Annotated in this window: 13 protein-coding genes; 4 read left to right on the forward strand and 9 right to left on the reverse strand. The window is 71.5% G+C overall.

Annotation, left to right across the window (positions count from 1 at the left end; genetic code table 11):
• Nucleotides 1–92: 92 nt before the first annotated feature.
• Nucleotides 93–4,376, forward strand: a complete 4,284-nt coding sequence (locus JOD65_RS20765) for an nSTAND1 domain-containing NTPase (RefSeq protein ID WP_191194726.1) — start codon at nt 93–95, stop codon at nt 4,374–4,376.
• A gap of 1 nt (nt 4,377) precedes the next feature.
• Here the strand turns inward: JOD65_RS20765 and JOD65_RS20770 are convergent, their stop codons facing one another.
• Nucleotides 4,378–4,698, reverse strand: a complete 321-nt coding sequence (locus JOD65_RS20770) for a hypothetical protein (RefSeq protein ID WP_191194725.1) — start codon at nt 4,696–4,698, stop codon at nt 4,378–4,380.
• 16 nt (nt 4,699–4,714) lie between these two features.
• A complete protein-coding gene (locus tag JOD65_RS20775; protein ID WP_191194724.1) occupies nt 4,715–6,430 on the reverse strand; it encodes a sodium:solute symporter family protein in 1,716 nt (571 codons plus the stop codon).
• Between the two features lie 151 nt (nt 6,431–6,581).
• On the opposite strand from JOD65_RS20775, the gene JOD65_RS20780 reads away from it, so the two are divergent.
• A complete protein-coding gene (locus JOD65_RS20780; RefSeq protein ID WP_191194723.1) occupies nt 6,582–7,199 on the forward strand; it encodes a pyridoxamine 5'-phosphate oxidase family protein in 618 nt (205 codons plus the stop codon).
• A gap of 4 nt (nt 7,200–7,203) precedes the next feature.
• Here the strand turns inward: JOD65_RS20780 and JOD65_RS20785 are convergent, their stop codons facing one another.
• On the reverse strand, nt 7,204–7,587 hold the full coding sequence (locus tag JOD65_RS20785; RefSeq protein WP_191194722.1) for a VOC family protein: 384 nt from the start codon (nt 7,585–7,587) through the stop codon (nt 7,204–7,206).
• Nucleotides 7,588–7,620: 33 nt separating this feature from the next.
• On the opposite strand from JOD65_RS20785, the gene JOD65_RS20790 reads away from it, so the two are divergent.
• Entirely contained in the window at nt 7,621–7,983 is a 363-nt protein-coding gene (locus JOD65_RS20790) for a hypothetical protein (protein ID WP_191194721.1), read from the forward strand.
• Nucleotides 7,984–8,164: 181 nt separating this feature from the next.
• Here the strand turns inward: JOD65_RS20790 and guaA are convergent, their stop codons facing one another.
• The 3 genes from guaA to JOD65_RS20805 all read right to left on the reverse strand — a co-directional run bounded on the left by guaA (nt 8,165) and on the right by JOD65_RS20805 (nt 13,392).
• Nucleotides 8,165–9,742 (reverse strand): glutamine-hydrolyzing GMP synthase, encoded by a 1,578-nt coding sequence (gene guaA / locus JOD65_RS20795; RefSeq protein ID WP_191194720.1) that lies wholly within the window; start codon nt 9,740–9,742, stop codon nt 8,165–8,167.
• 315 nt (nt 9,743–10,057) lie between these two features.
• Nucleotides 10,058–11,779, reverse strand: a complete 1,722-nt coding sequence (locus tag JOD65_RS20800) for a GMC oxidoreductase (RefSeq protein WP_224747165.1) — start codon at nt 11,777–11,779, stop codon at nt 10,058–10,060.
• A complete protein-coding gene (locus JOD65_RS20805) occupies nt 11,776–13,392 on the reverse strand; it encodes a succinic semialdehyde dehydrogenase (RefSeq protein WP_191194719.1) in 1,617 nt (538 codons plus the stop codon). The genes JOD65_RS20800 and JOD65_RS20805 overlap by 4 nt, the downstream gene beginning before the upstream one ends.
• A 121-nt stretch (nt 13,393–13,513) precedes the next feature.
• Between JOD65_RS20805 and JOD65_RS20810 the strand changes: the two genes are divergently transcribed.
• Nucleotides 13,514–14,041, forward strand: coding sequence for a hypothetical protein (locus JOD65_RS20810; protein WP_191194718.1), 528 nt, complete (start codon nt 13,514–13,516; stop codon nt 14,039–14,041).
• Here the strand turns inward: JOD65_RS20810 and JOD65_RS20815 are convergent.
• The 3 genes from JOD65_RS20815 to JOD65_RS20825 form a co-directional block, all read right to left on the reverse strand.
• A complete protein-coding gene (locus JOD65_RS20815; protein ID WP_191194717.1) occupies nt 14,038–15,750 on the reverse strand; it encodes a glycerol-3-phosphate dehydrogenase/oxidase in 1,713 nt (570 codons plus the stop codon). The genes JOD65_RS20810 and JOD65_RS20815 overlap by 4 nt on opposite strands.
• An 80-nt stretch (nt 15,751–15,830) precedes the next feature.
• Nucleotides 15,831–16,796, reverse strand: a complete 966-nt coding sequence (locus tag JOD65_RS20820) for a putative endonuclease domain-containing protein (protein ID WP_191194716.1) — start codon at nt 16,794–16,796, stop codon at nt 15,831–15,833.
• Nucleotides 16,797–16,903: 107 nt separating this feature from the next.
• Nucleotides 16,904–18,013, reverse strand: a complete 1,110-nt coding sequence (locus tag JOD65_RS20825; RefSeq protein ID WP_191194715.1) for a GuaB3 family IMP dehydrogenase-related protein — start codon at nt 18,011–18,013, stop codon at nt 16,904–16,906.
• Nucleotides 18,014–18,044 lie beyond the last annotated feature (31 nt).

Genomic DNA, 18,044 nt, shown 5'->3' on the forward strand with positions numbered 1-18,044 from the left:
CGGCACCCTAGTCCGACGGCGGCGGTACAGACCGGTACTCGATCGGTACATCGCGTGTTGACCGCCCCGAACGGCGCGCGCACCGTGTAGAGGTGGGTATCTCCGTCCTCGGACCGCTCACCGTCGATGACTCGGCAGCACGGATGGGTCCCCGGGAATCACTGGTCCTCGCCGCGCTAGCGATCAGCGTCGGCGACGTCGTCAGCGCCGACCGGCTGGCCGACGCGGTGTGGGGGGACACGCCCCCGGCGTCCTGGCGCAAGAACCTGCAGACCTGCATCGTCCGGCTCCGCAAGAGCCTGGGCGCGGAAGCGATCGAGACCGTCGGTCACGGCTACCGGCTCACCGTCCCGGCCGACGTCGTGGACGCTCGGCGCTTCGAGGCCCTGGTGGCTCGGGGCAAGGAGCTGGCGATGCTCGGTGAGCACGAGCGGGCGGCGTACACCCTCGGGCAGGCCCTCGCCCTGTGGCGCGGACGCCCGCTGGAGGAGCTCGAGGACTGGGAGCCCGGGACCCTGGAGGCCGCCCGGCTGACCGACCTGCGACTCGACGCCCAGGAGTGGTGGCTGGAGGGCATGGTCGAGGCCGGCCGCTACCGCGACGTCCTCACCGAGGCCCGGGCGCTGGTCGAGGCGGCGCCGCTGCGGGAGCGTCGTTGGGAGCTGCTGGCCCTGGCCCAGTACCGGTCGGGCCGCCAGGGCGAGGCCCTCAAGACCATCAACGACGTGCGCCGCCGGCTGGCGGACGACCTCGGGCTCGACCCCGGCTCCCAGCTCAGCGCGCTCGAGGACTCGATCCTGCGACAGGACCCCTCCCTCGAGCTCGCTCCGGTCGCCAGTTCGAGCAGCGCGGACTGCCCCTGGCTGGGGCTGATGCCGTACGACGTCGGCGACGAGGAGGGGTTCTTCGGGCGCGACCGCGATGTCGCCGCGGCGCTGGACCGGCTCGACGCGGAGGGCGTGCTGGTCGTCATCGGACCGTCCGGCAGCGGCAAGTCGTCACTCGTCCGCGCCGGCATCGTGGCCACCCTCAAGCGTCGCGGTCAGGACGCAGACGTGATCACGCCCGGCGTCCACCCGGTCGGATCGTTGCCGACACCACGCCAAGGAGGAGCGCAGCGCGCGCTCGTCGTCGACCAGGCGGAGGAGGTCTTCTCCCTTTGTCCCGACCCCGTGGAGCGGGACCGCTTCCTCCAGGTGCTCGCCGACTGGCAGGTCGCGGGCGCCCCGCTGGTGCTGGCGCTGCGGGCGGACCGAATGGGCGATGTCTCCGCCCACCCGTCCCTGGCGCGCGTCGTGGAACGCGGCCTCTACGTGCTGGCCGCGATGACGCCGGACGAGCTGCGCGCGGCGATCGACGGCCCCGCACGCCAGGCCGGTCTGCTGGTGGAGCCGGGACTCGCGGACCTGCTGGTCCGCGAGGTCGAGGGGGAGCCCGGCGCCCTGCCCCTCCTCTCGCACGTGCTGCGCGAGGCCTGGCTCCGGCGCGAGGGGCGCACCCTCACCGTCGCCGGTTACACCGCCTCAGGCGGGATCCGTGGCGCGATCGCGCAGTCGGCCGAGACGCTGTACACCGACCTCGACCCCGACCAGCGACCTGCCCTCCACGACCTGCTGCTGCGACTGGTCCATCCGGGCGCTGAGGGCGAGCCCGTGCGCGCACGGGTCCCGCGCCGCCAGGTCGTGACCGACCCGTCGAACGACGAGCTCGTCGACCTCCTCGTCGGATCGCGGCTGGTGACGAGCGACGACGGCGTCGTCGAGATCGCGCACGAAGCACTGGCCCGGGCGTGGCCGCGGCTGCGCGGCTGGCTCGAGGACGACGTCGAGGGCCAGCGGATCATGCACCACCTGTCCGCGACGGCCGACACCTGGAACGCGCTGGGCCGGCCACCGAGCGAGCTCTACCGGGGCGTCCGGCTGGCGCACGCGCTGGAGTGGGACGAGCGTCCCCACCCCGAGCTCACGACGACCGAGCGGTCGTTCCTCGACGCCAGCCGTGAGCTGGCGGAGGCCGAGGAACGCGCGGCCGCGGACACCGCGAGGCGCCAGGCCCGGATGATCCGGCGCCTCCGGCTCGTCCTGGGCGGAGCCCTCGTGCTGCTGCTGGCCGCCCTCGCGGCCGGCGCCTTCGCCGCCCGCCAGCAGTCCGTCGCACAGGGCAATGCACGTGACGCCGTCCGGGCCCAGACCAGCTCCGACGCCCGTCGCGCGGGTGCTCGCGCGCTCTCGGTCGACAACGTGGACACGTCGCTGCTGCTGGCGGTCGCCGGGGTGCGGCTCGACGACTCCGAGGCCACCCGGGCAAACCTCCAGGACGTCCTGACGAAGCGGCCGCAGCTCGTGGAGTCGACCCCGTGGGAGGGAGCGCCCGTGACGGGCCTCGAGCTGTCGCCCGATGGCGAGCGCCTCGCCGTCTATGACCACGAAGGGAGGGTCGACCTGGTCGACCCCGACGACTGGCGGCAGCTGGCGACGTTCAGGGCCCCCGAGTCACCCCTGTCCCGTGACCGCATCGCACCGATGGCGTTCTCCCCGGACGGCGACACGCTCGTCGTCGGGATGCCCCTGCTCGCGCCGGATCCGGTGCGCCTGCTCGACGGGAGGACGCTCGAGCCGATCGAGACCCAGCTGCCCGGGCTCTCTCCCGACGGAGCCAAGGTGCTCGACCGTCCGGTCGACCTCGCGTGGAGTGCGGACGGGAGCACCGTGGCTGCCGTCGTGCAGCGGCTCTTCCTCAGGGACGAGATCGGCGGTACCCCGTACTGGGACTCCACCGTGCACCACCTGCTGGTCTGGCGGTTGGGACCGGAACCTCGTCTCGTGCTCCGGCACACCGTCCCGGGCCGCACGGAGCAGAGGCGAGACCGGAACCTGCTCGCCCTGAGCGCCGACGGCTCGACGGCGTGGCTGAGCCAGCCGCTCACGGCGTACGACACCAGCACTGGCGAGGCCAGGCTCCGGACAGAGCGCGACATCTTCGCCATGGACCTCGCACCGGACGGGAGGACCCTCGCGGTGGCCGCGGCGAACGCCGACCCCGACGAGGTGTCGCTGCTCGACTCGCGCACGGGGGCCGTGCTCGACCGGTTGCGCGGGCACCGCACCAACGTGATCGGTGTCGAGTTCTCGCCCGACGGTCGTCGGATCGCGACCTCCGGACAGGACGGCGAGGGAGTTGTGTGGGACCTTGAAGGCACAGAGGTCGAGCGTCTCGACCTCGCGGACTACGGCGTCCTGGGGCTCGCGTTCTCGTCCGACGGCGGGCTCCTCTACACCGCAGGTGGGGACGAAGCCATCCGGGTGTGGGACCTCGACGGCGAGGGGCGGTTCCTGGCACGCACGCGCGCACCTGACGAGTTCGGCTTCGGATGGGTCCTGCCGTCGCGCGACGGTCAGTACACCGCTCACTCGGACGTCGACCACGGCCTGAGATTCTTCGACGCAGCCAGCGGAAAGCCGACTCCGTGGGTCGAGCCCGCCCGGCCCGACTGCTGCGCGGGCGGGGCCTTCAACAAGGACGCGAGCCTGTTCGCAGGCAGCTGGGGTGGTCGGATCTGGCTCTTCCACCCAGCCACCGGCGAGGTCGTGCGGAGCAACACCGGACACCGCTGGCGGGAGTTCATCGTCGATCTGACCTGGACACCGGACGAGAAGCAGATCGTCCTCACCGACGAGAGCGGCGACATGGTGCTCCTGGACGCCCAGACCCTTGCGCCGGCGGGAGAGCCTGTCCACCTCGGCGAGTCGGCCTACGGCGTTCAGCCCGGTCCGGACAACCACTCGGCCTTCGCGCTCGTGAGCGACACCCCTCCCGAGGTCTCGGGGTCGTTCGAGTGGGGAGGGGGGCTGAGCGAGTGGGTCTTCATCGACCTCGAGACCGGCCGGGTCGACCGTGACCAGGTGGGATTCGAGATCATGACGATGGCCGTCTCCCCGGACCACACGCGGCTGGCCGTGGGTGGGGTGAACGGCGAGGTGGCTCTGGTGGAGGTGGCCACTGGTGAGCTCGTCCGCCCGGCACTCAAGGGCCACGGCGTGCCGACCACCTGGATCGCGTGGTCAGCTGACGGCAAGCGCTTCGCCACGACGGGATGGGACGGAACGGTGGTGCTGTGGGACGGAGTGGAGGGCGTGACCATGGGAAGCGTGCTCATGCCGGAGCAGCTGATCACCAACGTGGCCTTCCTGCCCGACGACGAGACGCTGCTGCTCACCCCGTACACCGACAGCTTCTATCACTGGAACACGAGCGCCGACCACGCCATCGAGTTCGCTTGCCGTGCCTCGGCGGGAGATCTCGACGAGGTGGAGTGGGAGTCGTGGTTCGGCACCCGGCCCCACCAGGAGACGTGCCCCGAGGGTGAGACTCAGTGACTCAGTGACTCGGTGGCCGCTTCCGCTGGGGTCCGGGCCGGGTCGGGTCGTCGTCGGGCCGGTCGAACTTCTCCGGCACGACGATGGGCCGGAGGCGCGCCCACCCGACGAAGACCGCGGCGACCACGATCAGGGCCAGCCCGGTCCACAGGTTGGCGTTGACGCCTCCGGTCTTCTCGAGCTCGGGGTCGGCGAAGATGCCGGCGAGCGTCAGGATGACGCCGTAGAGGCCCATGAGGGCGCCGATGATGTTGCGGATGTCGAAGGCGCCGGCCTTGTGCGGAGCGGCGGCGTTGTCGGACTTCCCAGACGTGTCGGACATGGTGGTGGCCCCTTTCTCAGAAGGCGGCGTTGAGGATGATGACCATCACGAGCGCGATGCCGGCGAGCGGGACCGTCCGGCGGTACCACGGGTAGGACGACTCCTCGGGATCGATGCGGTCCTCTCTCGGCGTCTCGGAGTAGACGAGACCCTTGAGCTCGGAGGCCGGCTTGGGCTTGGTCACCAATGAGACGACGATGCTGAGCACGAAGTCCACGACGAAGGCCGTGGACGCGGCGAGGAAGGCCGCACCCTGGCCGGGCAGGTCGATGACACCGGCGGCGGCCAGGCGGTCGACGGCGACAGCCGACACCGTGCCGAACACCAGGCCGACCCACGCCGCGGTCGGCGTCATCCGCTTCCAGAACATGCCCAGGATGAACGTCGCGAACAGCGGCGCGTTGAAGAACCCGAAGAGCGTCTGCAGGTAGTTCATGACGTTGTCGTAGCCCATGGCGATCTGGGCGGTGAAGATCGCGATGATGGTCGCCGCGACGGTCGCGAGACGCCCGATGCGGAGGTAGTAGTCGTCGCTGTGGTCCTTGCGGATGTAGCGCTGCCACAGGTCGTAGGAGAAGACGGTGTTGAACGCCGAGATGTTGGCGGCCATGCCGGCCATGAAGGCGGCGAGGAGACCGGCGATCGCCAGGCCGAGCAGGCCGTTGGGCAGCACCTCTCGCATCAGCAGCAGCAGGGCGTCGTTGTACGCCACCCCCTCGCCGCTCGCCCCGCCTGCGGGGGTGCCGCCGTTCTTGAGGTCGATCATCTCCTGCACCAGGACCGCGGAGACCATGCCCGGCACGATCACGATGAAGGGGATGAACATCTTCGGGAAGGACCCGATGATCGGCGTCTTGCGAGCCGCGGAGAGCGAGTTGGAGGCCATCGCCCGCTGGACCTCGACGAAGTTGGTCGTCCAGTAGCCGAAGGACAGCACGAACCCGAGACCGAACACGATGCCGACCACCGAGAAGAACGGGGAGTCGAACCCGGAGAGGGCCTGCCCGGGCCACGACTCGAGCTGCTGGCTCGCCGGGGCGACTTCCGCAGAGGCCGGTGCGCTGTTCGCTGCGGCGGTGATCTTGTCGTTGAGGCCGTCCCAGCCGCCGACGCGGTTCAGCCCGAGGAGGGTCAGCGGCAGCAGCGAGGCGACGATGACGAAGAACTGCAGCACCTCGTTGTAGATCGCGGCGCTCAGGCCGCCGAGGGTGATGTAGGACAGCACGATCGCGCCGGCGACGACGAGCGCGATCCAGATCGGCCAGCCGAGCAGTGCGTGGAGGATGCCAGCGAGCAGCGCGAGGTTGACGCCCGCGATGAGCAGCTGGGCCACGGCGAAGCTGATGGCATTGACCAGGTGGGCCCCGGTGCCGAACCGCTTGAACATGAACTCCGGGACCGAGCGAACCTTCGAGCCGTAGTAGAACGGCATCATCACGACGCCGAGGAACAGCATCGCCGGCACCGCGCCGACCCAGAAGTAGTGGACCGTCGGGAGCCCGATCTCCGCGCCGTTGGCGGACATGCCCATGATCTCGACCGCACCGAGGTTGGCGGAGATGAAGGCCAGGCCCGTCACCCACGCCGGCAGTGAACGACCGGAGAGGAAGAAGTCGATCGAGTCCGACACCGACCGCCGGGCCATCACGCCGATGCCGAGCACGAAGCCGAAGTAGATCGCGACCAGCAGGTAGTCCAGCCAGGTCGCGTCGATCAGGGTGTCGGACGACATGTCACCTCCCGAGATTCATGTGTGGGCCACCCAGCAACCTAGACCTCTCGCGTCGGTCCGCGCGACCACCCCGTGGTGGGTCAATCCAGCCCGGATCGCACTTCCGCGGGGTGTCCGACAGTGCGATCCTCGTCGGAGGAGAGGCATCGACATGGACTACCGCGACGCGCACCGAGCGCTGCAGGACCGCTTCGACACCCGGCGGCTGGCCGACCGACTGGGCAGCGTCGCGGGCGACGACCTGACCGCCTTCACGGACTTCATCGAGGCACGTGACATGTTCTTCCTCGCGACCTCGGACGCCGACGGGCAGCCGCAGTCCTCCTACAAGGGTGGCCACCCCGGGTTCGTCCGGGTGATCGACCCGTCGACGCTCGCCTTCCCGCTCTACGACGGCAACGGCATGTTCCTCAGCGCCGGCAACGTCACCGAGAACCCGCTGGTCGGCCTGCTCTTCATCGACTTCTCCAACGGCTCGCGCCTCCGCCTCAACGGCGAGGCGTCGATCGATCCCTCGGACCCGCTCCTCGCGGAGTTCCCCGGCGCCAAGCTGGTCGTCCGGGTGCGCGCACACGCGGTGTTCCCCAACTGCCGGAGGTACGTCCACACGCACGGTCCGCAGGAGAGGTCGGTCTTCGTGCCCGTCGAGGGCGCGCAGCCGCCGGTCCCCGACTGGAAGCTCGACGAGTGGTTCGACGGCACCCTCGCGAAGGGCGACCCGGCACTCGACGCGACCAACCCCAGCGCGCCGTCCGTCCCGCAGTTCTGACGGGTCAGTCGCCGACGACGACCTCCACCTCGAAGCCCTCCGAGCTCTCGACGTAGAGCGCGACGTGCTGCTCGCCGCCGGCGTGCGGGTAGCGGTCGGCGTACAGCTCGTGCCAGCCGTGCTCGGTCGACTCCGCCCGCATCCGGTCGAGCTCGGCACGGGTGTCGACCGTGAGGGCGAGGTGGTTCACCCCGGGGCGCAGCCGGTCGTGCTCGCCGTGCTGGTCGGGAGAGTGCTCCAGGAAGAGGTAGGTGCCGTCCGGGTGCACCCACGACAGCGCCCCCTCCTCACGCTGCCAGTCGCACGAGGCGAGCAGCCAACCCCACTCCCCCTCCGCGGTGGCGAGCTCGGCGACCCAGAGGTCCAGGTGGTGCAGCGCGCGCGGCATGTCGCGACCCTAGACCTCTGACAGGGTGGCGCGATGGACCCTCGGCCCGTCTCCGCACCCCTCGCCGCGGCGCTCGTCGTCCTCGGCATCGTGCTGGCCGCCGGTCCCGCGCTCCTCGCCGGCTTCACCATCTGCGGTGTCTCCGGCTGCACGGGCGGCGGCTTCGGCCGCTCCACCGACCCCGACCTGACCCGGCTCCTGCTGCTCGCCACCGGGGTCGTCGCCGGGCTGCCGCTGGCGCTCTACGCGCTCGTACGCCGCAGCGCCCGGCTGGCGGCGTACGCGGTCGGCCTCTCCGTGCTGGCGACGCTCCTCGCCGGGCTCGTCATCGGCTCCGACCTCCGCGGCTGCCCGCGCGACGTCTCGACCGCGACCTGTCTGGAGGAGTCGGGCTGAGGACTCGGGCTGGTTGGCGGTCATCGTGGAACATCCGCGTCACCTGATGACTCGGATCTTCCACGATCCTGTCCGGGAACGTGTGCCAGAGTCACACGCACCCTGGCGCCGTTTCCCGGCGTCCTGACCTACGAGATCACCCGGTCCGTATGGCTCGCGGCGCAACCCCGGCGCGGGTGGCTCACTCCCACTCGATGGTGCCCGGGGGCTTCGAGGTGATGTCGAGGGTGACCCGGTTGATCTCCTCGACCTCGTTGGTGATGCGGGTGGAGATCCGCTCCATCACCTCGTAGGGCAGGCGGGCCCAGTCGGCGGTCATCGCGTCCTCGGAGGTCACCGGGCGGATCACGACGGGGTGGCCGTAGGTGCGGCCGTCGCCCTGCACGCCGACGGAGCGGACGTCGGCGAGCAGCACGACCGGCATCTGCCAGATGTCGCGGTCGAGGCCGGCGCGGGTCAGCTCCTGGCGGGCGATCGCGTCGGCGCGGCGCAGGATGTCGAGCCGGTCGGCGGTCACCTCGCCGATGATGCGGATGCCGAGGCCGGGACCGGGGAAGGGCTGGCGCCACACCATCTCCGCCGGCAGGCCGAGCTGCTCGCCGACGAGGCGGACCTCGTCCTTGAACAGGGTGCGCAGCGGCTCGACGAGTGCGAACTCGAGGTCCTCGGGCAGGCCGCCGACGTTGTGGTGCGACTTGATGTTGGAGGTGCCGGCGCCGCCGCCGGACTCGACGACGTCGGGGTAGAGCGTGCCCTGCACGAGGAAGCCGACCTTGTCGCCGTGCTCGGCCGCCTCGCCGAGCACCTGCACCTCGGCGGCCTCGAACGCGCGGATGAACTCGCGGCCGATGATCTTGCGCTTCTCCTCCGGGTCGGTGACGCCGGCGAGGGCGGCGAGGAAGGTCTCGCGCGCGTCGAAGACGTGGAGGTTGACGCCGGTCGCGGCGACGAAGTCGCGCTCGACCTGCTCGGCCTCGCCCTCACGGAGCAGCCCGTGGTCGACGAAGACACAGTGCAGCCGGTCGCCGATGGCGCGCTGCACGATGGCCGCGGCGACGGCCGAGTCGACGCCGCCGGACAGGCCGCAGATCGCCAGGCCGCTGTCGCCGATCTGCTCGCGGACGCGCTCGATCTGCTCCTCCGCGATGTTGAGCATGGTCCACGTCTGGCGGGCACCGGCGATGTGGTGGAGGAAGTGCTCGAGCACCTTCTGGCCGTGCTCGGAGTGCAGCACCTCGGGGTGCCACTGGACGCCGGCGAGACCGCGGTCGACGTCCTCGAACGCAGCGACCGGGGTGTCCGCGGTGGACGCGAGCACGGTGAAGCCCTCGGGCGCCCGCGCGACGGAGTCGCCGTGCGACATCCAGACCTTGTGCTCGGAGGGGATGCCCTCGAGGAGGGTGCCCGGCTCGGAGACGGAGACCGGGGTACGCCCGTACTCGCGCGCGCCGGTGTGGGCGACCTCGCCGCCGAGGCCCTTGGCCATCAGCTGGAAGCCGTAGCACATCCCGAAGACCGGCACCCCGGCCGTGAAGACGTGGTCGTCGATGCCCGGGGCGCCCTCGGAGTAGACGCTCGACGGGCCGCCGGACAGGATGATCGCCTTCGGCTTGCGGGCCAGCATCTCGGCCACCGGCATCGTGTGCGGGACGATCTCGGAGTAGACCCGCGCCTCGCGCACCCGCCTCGCGATCAGCTGGGCGTACTGCGCCCCGAAGTCGACGACGAGGACCAGGTCGTGCTCTCCAGGCTGCGTCACGCGCCGAGTCTATCGACGTACGCCCCCGGGCCGGGACGGGGCTGGGATCGGGCCGGGAACGCCCCAGGGCCCGATCGGGGAGGGAGGGTGATCGGACCCTGGGGCTTGGCTCCCAGCCACTGCGAACAGCTGCCGAGACGAGAGACCCGGCCCTTGGGAGGGAGCATGACTGCCGGGCCCCTCACCCGGCCCAACGACCTCTGCGAGGGGTGGTTACGGCCCGGCCCCGACCAACTTCCGGACCACCTTCCGGACCACCTTCCGGACCACCTTCCGGACCACCTTCCGGACCAGGTTGCGGAGAGGTCCGCCGGATCAGCTGACGCCGACGATCGGCAGCCGCAGCGCCCCCGGCGCGGCGTCCGGCACGGCCGGGTTCTTCGGCTCCACCGGCGCGAGTCGGCGGTAGGCCGACCCGAGCTCCGGGCGCGGGTCGGCCTCGCCCTTGTTGGGCCAGAACGCCATCGCCCGCTCGGCCTGCGCGGTGATGGTGAGCGACGGGTTCACCCCGAGGTTGGCCGAGATCGCCGACCCGTCGACGACGTGCAGGCCGTCGTAGCCGTAGACGCGCTGGTAGGCGTCCACGACGCCCGACTCGGGCGAGTCGCCGATGGCGCAACCACCGATGAAGTGGGCGGTCAAGGGCATGCCGAGCGGCTCGCCGACGGAGCCGTAGGCCTGCCGGGCGCCCATGATGCGTGCCAGCCGTCGGACGGCGTCGTACGCCGACGCGATGTAGGTCGGGTTGGGCGAGCCGTGGCCCTGTTGGGACGACATGTAGCCGATGGACCCGCGCGTGCGCCACACGGTCGTGATCGAGTTGTCCAGGGTCTGCATGACCAGGGCGACGACGGTGCGCCGCGACCAGGTGTTCAAGGCGTAGAGGTCCTTCAGGCCGTTGCGCTGCCGCCACAGCTCCTTGCCCCAGGTGCGCCACCGCTTCTCGCCGAGCACCTCGTCGACGAGCACGGTCGCGAGCAGCGGCATCACGTTGCGCCCGTGTCCGTAGCGGACGGGCTCGACGTGGGTGTGCTCGTCGGGGTGGAAGCTGGAGGTGATCGCCACGCCGTCGGTCCAGTCGACGGCGTCGTCGTTGGCCGTGGCCCACAGGATGGCCTCGGAGTTGGTGCGGGTCAGCACGCCGAGGCGGTCCGAGACCCGCGGGAGCGACCCCTCGGCCTTGAGGCGGTGCAGCAGCCGTTGCGTGCCGAGCGCTGCGGCCGAGAACACGACCTGGTCGGCCGTGAACGTCCTGACGGCTCGACCGCGGGAGAGCTTCGCCTTGGTCCACCGTGCCGTCACCTCGTAGCCGCCCTCGGCGCGGGGGCGCACGTCGGTGACGGTCGTGAGGGGGTGCACGACGGCGCCGGCCTGCTCCGCCAGGTAGAGGTAGTTCTTGACCAAGGTGTTCTTGGCGTTGTGCCGGCACCCGGTCATGCACGAGCCGCAGTTGATGCACGTGGACCGGTCGGGACCGGCCCCGCCGAAGAACGGGTCGGGGACCTCCTCGCCCCCCGGCTGCCCGGGTTGCCCGAAGAAGACCCCCACGGGGGTCGCGTGGAAGGTGTCGCCGACGCCCATCTCGTCGGCGACCTTCTTCATGGCCACGTCCGCCGGCGTCGTCCTGGCGTACTCGGTCACGCCGAGCATCCGCTTGGCCTGGTCGTAGTAGGGCCCGAGCTCGGACTTCCAGTCCGTGATGTGCGCCCACTGCTGGTCGCGGTAGAACGGGTCCGGCGGCTCGTAGAGCGTGTTCGCGTAGTTGAGCGACCCTCCCCCCACCCCGGCGCCCGCGAGGATGAAGCAGTCGTGCACGAGGTCGATGCGCTGGATGCCGTACATGCCGAGCTCGGGGCGGAAGAGGAACTTCCGCACCTCGCCGCCGTGCTCGGGGAGGTCGTCGTCCTCGAAACGCGCGCCCGCCTCGAGCACGCCGACCCGGTAGCCCTTCTCCGTCAGCCGCAGCGCCGAGACCGACCCGCCGAAGCCCGACCCGATGACGAGGACGTCGTAGTGCTTGATCTCGGGGGCAGTCATGCGAGGCCGAGCTTGTTGAGCAGCCGCAGTGCCCCGGTCATCACCTTCGCGTTGGTCTCCTCCGACATCCCGAACATCGGCGCGATCGGCACCAGCCGCTGGACGGCGACGGACTGCGCCTCGGTGTAGCGGTGGATGCCCTCGGCGCCCTGCCGGCGACCGAGGCCGGACTCGCGCATGCCGCCCATCGGCGCGCCGAGCGAGCCGAAGGTGGCGCCGTAGGCCTCGTTGACGTTGACCGTGCCGCACGCGATGCGGCGAGCCAGCGCCCGCCCGCGCGCGGTGTCGCGGGTCCAGACCGAGGCGTTGAGGCCGTACGTGCCGTCGTTGGCGCGCTCGACCGCCTCGTCCTCGCTGTGGAAGCGGTAGAGCGAGACGACCGGGCCGAAGGTCTCCTTGCCGAAGCACTCCATGTCGGCCGAGACCCCCTCGAGGATGGTGGGCTCGAAGACGTAGGGCCCGAGGTCGGGTCGGTGCCGGCCGCCGGTGAGCACGCGGGCGCCCTTGGCGACGGCGTCCTCGACGTGACGGGTGACGGTGTCGAGCTGCGCCTGCGAGATCAGCGACCCGACGTCGACGGACCACTCCTGGCTGGCGCCGAGGGTCATCGCCTGCGTGCGGGAGACGAAGGCGTCGACGAAGCGGTCGTAGACCTGGTCGGCGACGAACAGGCGCTCCATCGACACGCACAGCTGGCCGGCGTTGGAGAAGACCGCGCGGGTCGCCCCCTCGGCGGCCCGGTGCACGTCGGCGTCGCGGAGCACGAGCATCGGGTTCTTGCCACCGAGCTCCAGCGAGCAGCCGATCAGCCGCTCTGCGCACCCCTTGGCGATGATGCGGCCGGTGGCCGTGGAGCCGGTGAAGCAGACGTAGTCGGCGTTCGCGACGATCGCGCCGCCCACCTCGGGACCGGGGCCGGCGACGACCTGCCAGGTCTCGGGCGGGAAGCCGGCCTCCTCGAGCAGCTGGGCGGCGAGTAGCGCGGTGAGCACGGTCTGCGCGTCGGGCTTGGACACCACCGCGTTGCCGGCCAGAAGCGCCGGGATGCCGTCGCAGAGCGCCATCGTGAGCGGGTAGTTCCAGGGCGAGATGATGCCGACGACGCCCTTCGGCACGCGGTTGACCTCGGCACGGGTGAGCACCGGGAACATGCCGCCGACGCGCCGGGTGTCGAGGTGCTCGTGGGCGGTGCGGCCGTAGTAGCGCGCGGTGAGCGCGAGGTGGGCGACCTCGAGGTAGGCGTCCTTGCGGGCCTTGCCCGACTCCCACACGACGAGGTCGATGAGCTCCTCCTGCCGGTCGAGCAGCAGGTCGTGCAGCCTCAGGAGTGCCGCCGCCCGGTCGTCGACGGAGGTGGCCGCCCACGACGCCTGCGCCCGACGCGCCCGGGCGAACGCCTCGGCCACGTCGGTCGGGCTCGACTGGGGGACGTGCGCGAGCGGCGTGCCGCCGATCGGCGACGCGACGGCGACCGTCTCGCCGGTGGTGCTGACGAGGCGCCGCGTCAGGCTGGCGACGTACGCGCGGTCGAGGCCGTAGGCGGCGGTGGCGTCGTGCTCGGGGTCGGCGGGCCCGTCGGTGACAGGACCGGACGCAGGGGTCTGCTCACTCATCCCTGCAGCGTAGGTCGCCGCCGACGCCGTTGCTACCGGTTGGTCACTTCGTCCCAACATTCGACATATCGACCACTTTTGTCCAACGTCCGGAGCCGCTCGATCGGTCTAGGCTCGCCGCATGTCGACGCCGTTGCCCACGTCCGCGCCCTTCGCGCCGAGCACCCGCATCCTGGCGGGCTCGCTGATGGGCGCCCTCGTCGTCATCGGCGTCGCGCTGTCGGTGGTGCTGCCCGCACCCGGGTCGGTCCCGGTCGCGGTCCTCGCCGTGCAGGTGCTGGCCGGCGTCGCCGCGCACCTGCTGCTCGAGGCCGTCGGCTACCGCACCCCCGCCCTGTCGACCGCGCTCACCGACGACGACGCAGCCGCGCAGGCCCGCACCCGCTGGCAGGCGCTGATGATCATGCGGTTCGCCATCGCGGAGTTCGTGGCCATCGCCTCGGTGGCCGCCGCGTTCGTGCTCCCCGACGGCAGCATCCTCACCTACCTCGGGGGCGCCGTGGTCTCGCTCGCGCTGATGGTGGTGCACGTCTGGCCCGGCGCCCGACCGGTGGGCAAGGTCGCCGACGCCCTGGAGGCCGGCGGCAAGCGGTCCGGCCTGCGCGAGGCCTTCGGCGGGTCGGCGCCGGGTCCCGTCCAGCGCCTCTAGACGATGTCGCGCGCCTTGACCCGCGCCTCGTCGGCCTCCTGGTCGGTCGGCATGAGCTGGCTCTGCCGCTCCGCCTCCACTCGCCGCAGGTAGTGGTCGACCTCGTCCTCGAGCTGCGCGTCGTCCCACCCCAGGCCCTCGGCCATCAGCTCCGCGGCGGGGCGCGCGGCGGCGATGCCGCGGTCGAAGGTCTCGATCGACACCCGCGTCCGCCGCGCCAGCACGTCGTCGAGGTGGCGCGCGCCCTCGTGGGTGACGGCGTAGAGCACCTCGGCCCGCAGGTAGTGCTCGGCCCCGGGCAGCGGCTCGCCGAGCTCGGGGCGACGGTGGATCAGGGCGAGCAGCTCGTCGACCAGGCCGCCGTAGCGGCCGAGCAGGTGGTCGATCACCCCGATCTCGAGGCCCGACGCGCGACTGAGCGCGACCCGCTGGTTGGTCCGCGCCTCGTGGCCCCACGCACCCATCAGCGGCACCCGGTCGGTGATCGAGGAGGGCGTGGCGTCGAAGTCGCGGATCGCGTGGTCGACCGCGTCGCGCGCCATGACGCGGTACGTCGTCAGCTTGCCGCCGGCGACCAGCACGAGGCCGGGCACCGGGTTGGCGACCGTGTGCTCGCGGGAGAGCTTGGTGGTCTCCCCCATCTCGCCCTCCTTGCGCGTCGGCTTCAGCAGCGGCCGGAGCCCGGCGTACACCCCGACGACGTCGCGGTGGTCGAGCGGGTCCTTGAGGAGCCGGTTGGCGTGCTCGAGGACGTAGTCGATGTCGGTCTTGCTGGCAGCGGGGTGGGCGAGGTCGAGGTCCCACGCGGTGTCGGTCGTGCCGATGATCCAGAAGTCGTCCCACGGGATCACGAAGAGGACCGACTTCTCGGTCTTGGTGATGAAGCCGCACTCCGACCGGATCCGGTCCTTGGGGACGACGATGTGGATGCCCTTGCTGGCGTCGACGTCGAGCTGGGCCTCGCCGCCCACCAGCTCCTGCACCTCGTCGGTCCAGACCCCGGCCGCGTTGATGACGACGCGGGCCCGGATCTCCAGGTCGCGCTGGCCCTCGAGGTCACGCGCGCGTACGCCGACGACGCGGTCGCCGTCGCGCAGGAAGCCAGTCACCTTGGTGCGGGTCGCGACGTGGGCGCCGTTGTTGGCGGCGGTGCGGGCGATGGTCATCACCAGCCGGGCGTCGTCGACCTGGCAGTCGTAGTAGCGGATCGCGCCGTGGAGGTTGTCGGTCCGGATGTCCGGCGCCATCCGGGCGAGCTGCTTGCGGAAGACGTGCTTGTGCTTGGGCACGCCCATGTCGTACCTGCCGGTCATCGCCATGGTGTCGTACAGCGCGACGCCGGCGCCGACGTAGGGGCGCTCCCACGCGTGCTCGAGCGGGTAGAGGAACGGCACCGGTCGGACGAGGTGCGGGGCGAGCCGGGTGAGCAGCAGGCCGCGCTCCTCGAGGGCCTCCTTGACCAGCGCGAAGTCGAACATCTCGAGGTAGCGCAGGCCGCCGTGCACCAGCTTGGACGACCGCGACGACGTGCCGGAGGCGAGGTCGCGCTGCTCGACCAGCCCGACCTTGAGGCCACGCGTCACCGCGTCGAGCGCCGCTCCGACGCCGACGATCCCGCCGCCGACGACCAGCACGTCGAGCTCACCGGACCCGAGCTGCTGGAGCGCATCGGCGCGCTGATCGGCATCGAGGGCCTTGGCGAGGGTCATGGCGCCAGTCTCTCAGGGAGGCCGAACGACATCGCGGAGCCGGGAGGTCATCGGGTGACCTCCCGGCTCCGCGATCACGCTCACGCGGCCTGCCTGACGGCACACCCGGGCCCACACGCGTACGCCGGCGGCCCGCCTCGTTGCACGACCAGCGAGGAGAGCTTCGCGGCCGTCCGGCACGGCCGCCCGACCACCTGACCCCACGAGAGCCGGACGGTTCCGCGTCCGGACACCGCCGCATCGAGGTCTCGCTCGAAGTCGCGGTCGCGCTGCTCGGCCGTGTCGTGCACGAGCCGACCGTCGAGCTCGATCGGCAGGTCCAGGAGCAGCCCGTCCCGGTAGACCACCCCGCTGGCCGTCACCTCCCGCACCTGCCGCATGGCGGTGGGCAGCCCGTGCGGCCGCTCGACCCGGACGAGATAGGCGTGCTCGAGGACCGAGCACGTGCCCGAGGCCACGTCGTCGAGGACTCCCTCCAGGAACTTGCGCCGCCGTGCACGCGTCCGTTCGGACAACAGGCCTGCCATGCGGACGGCCGTCGTGTGCTGGCTCTGAACGGCACGGGCGACCGCAGCGATCGCCTCCATCTCGGTGCGTGCCTCGAGCGCGACGTCGAGCGCCGCGTCGTCGTACGCAAGCCTGGGTGGGCCGAGGTTCCAGCGAGCGCGGGCGTCGAGCCCCGCAGTGCGTACGACGACGACGCCGGGCACCTGCAGGATCCGGCGCTCGGGGGCGATGCCCACGTGGATCGGCACCCGGTCGGCGCCAGGACGACCGGGCCCGTCGGCGGCGCGGAGTGCCGACGCCCCGATGAGCGCAGCCGGCCAGGCGTAGAGGACGGCCGCCCAGGCGCGCTGCGACCAGGTCGCCTCCCCGGTGTGGGAGAGGTAGACGCGGGGCAGCACGCGGACCAGGTCACGGCGTCGTTCGAGGCGGCGGAGGTCGCCGGGGCGCAGGCCGCACCCGAGCGCCTGGCTTCGCGAGACCACCCCGCACTGGCCGTCCAGGTGGCCGGAGAGGTGGAGAAGCGCCGGATCGTCTCGCACCGCTCCAGCCTGCTGGCACCGCTGGAGCGGGACCAGACGCATCCGACGATCTGTGGAGGGCGGATCGCGGAGCCTGGAGGTCATCGGGTGACCTCACGGCTCCGCGATCAGTGCTGGACGACGACCTCGATGCGCTGGAACTCCTTGAGCTCGGTGTAGCCCGTGGTGGCCATCGCGCGGCGCAGGGCGCCGATGAGGTTCATGGTGCCATCGGCGACGCGGGAGGGGCCGAACATGATCTCCTCCAGCGACCCGACCGGCTCGAAGCCGACGCGCTCGCCGCGGGGCAGCTGGGCGTGCGTCGCCTCGCTCCCCCAGTGGAAGCCGCGGCCGGGAGCCTCGACGGCCCGGGCGAGCGGCGAGCCGATCATCACCGCGTCGGCGCCGCAGGCGACGGCCTTGGCGATGTCGCCCGAGCTGCCGATGGATCCGTCGGCGATCACGTGGACGTAGCGGCCGCCGGACTCGTCGAGGTAGTCGCGGCGGGCGGCGGCGACGTCGGCGACGGCGCTGGCCATCGGGACCGCGACGCCGAGGACCGTGCGCGTCGTGTGGGCGGCCCCGCCGCCGAAGCCGACGAGCACGCCGGCGGCACCGGTGCGCATGAGGTGGAGCGCGGCCTGGTAGGTCGCGCACCCGCCCACGATGACCGGCACGTCGAGCTCGTAGATGAACTCCTTGAGGTTGAGCGGCTCGGCCTGGCTGCTCACGTGCTCGGCGGAGACCGTGGTGCCGCGGATGACGAACATGTCCACGCCGGCGTCGACGACGGCCTTGACGTGGTCCTTCGTGCGCTGCGGCGAGAGCGAGCCCGCGACGGGGACGCCGGCGGCGCGCACCTCCTTGAGGCGTTCGGTGATGAGCTCCGGCTTGATCGGCTCGGTGTAGATCTCCTGCATGCGGCGGGTGGCCTCGTGCCCGGAGAGCCCGGCGACCTCCTCGAGCAGGCCGGTGGGGTCGTCGTACCGCGTCCAGAGGCCCTCGAGGTTGAGCACCCCGAGGCCGCCCATCTGGCCCAGCGCGATCGCGGTGGACGGCGACATGACCGAGTCCATCGGCGCGGCCAGCACGGGGATGTCGAACCGGTAGGCGTCGATCTGCCAGGCCGTGCTGACCTCCTCGGGGTCGCGCGTGCGCCGCGAGGGCACGATCGCGATGTCGTCGAAGGAGTACGCGCGGCGGCCGCGCTTGGCACGGCCGATCTCGATCTCGCTCATGCCCGGCAGCCTATCGGCGAGCATCAGGTCC

Origin of the sequence: Nocardioides cavernae, from assembly GCF_016907475.1 — a bacterium.
GTDB classification, from domain to species: Bacteria; Actinomycetota; Actinomycetes; order Propionibacteriales; family Nocardioidaceae; genus Nocardioides; species Nocardioides cavernae.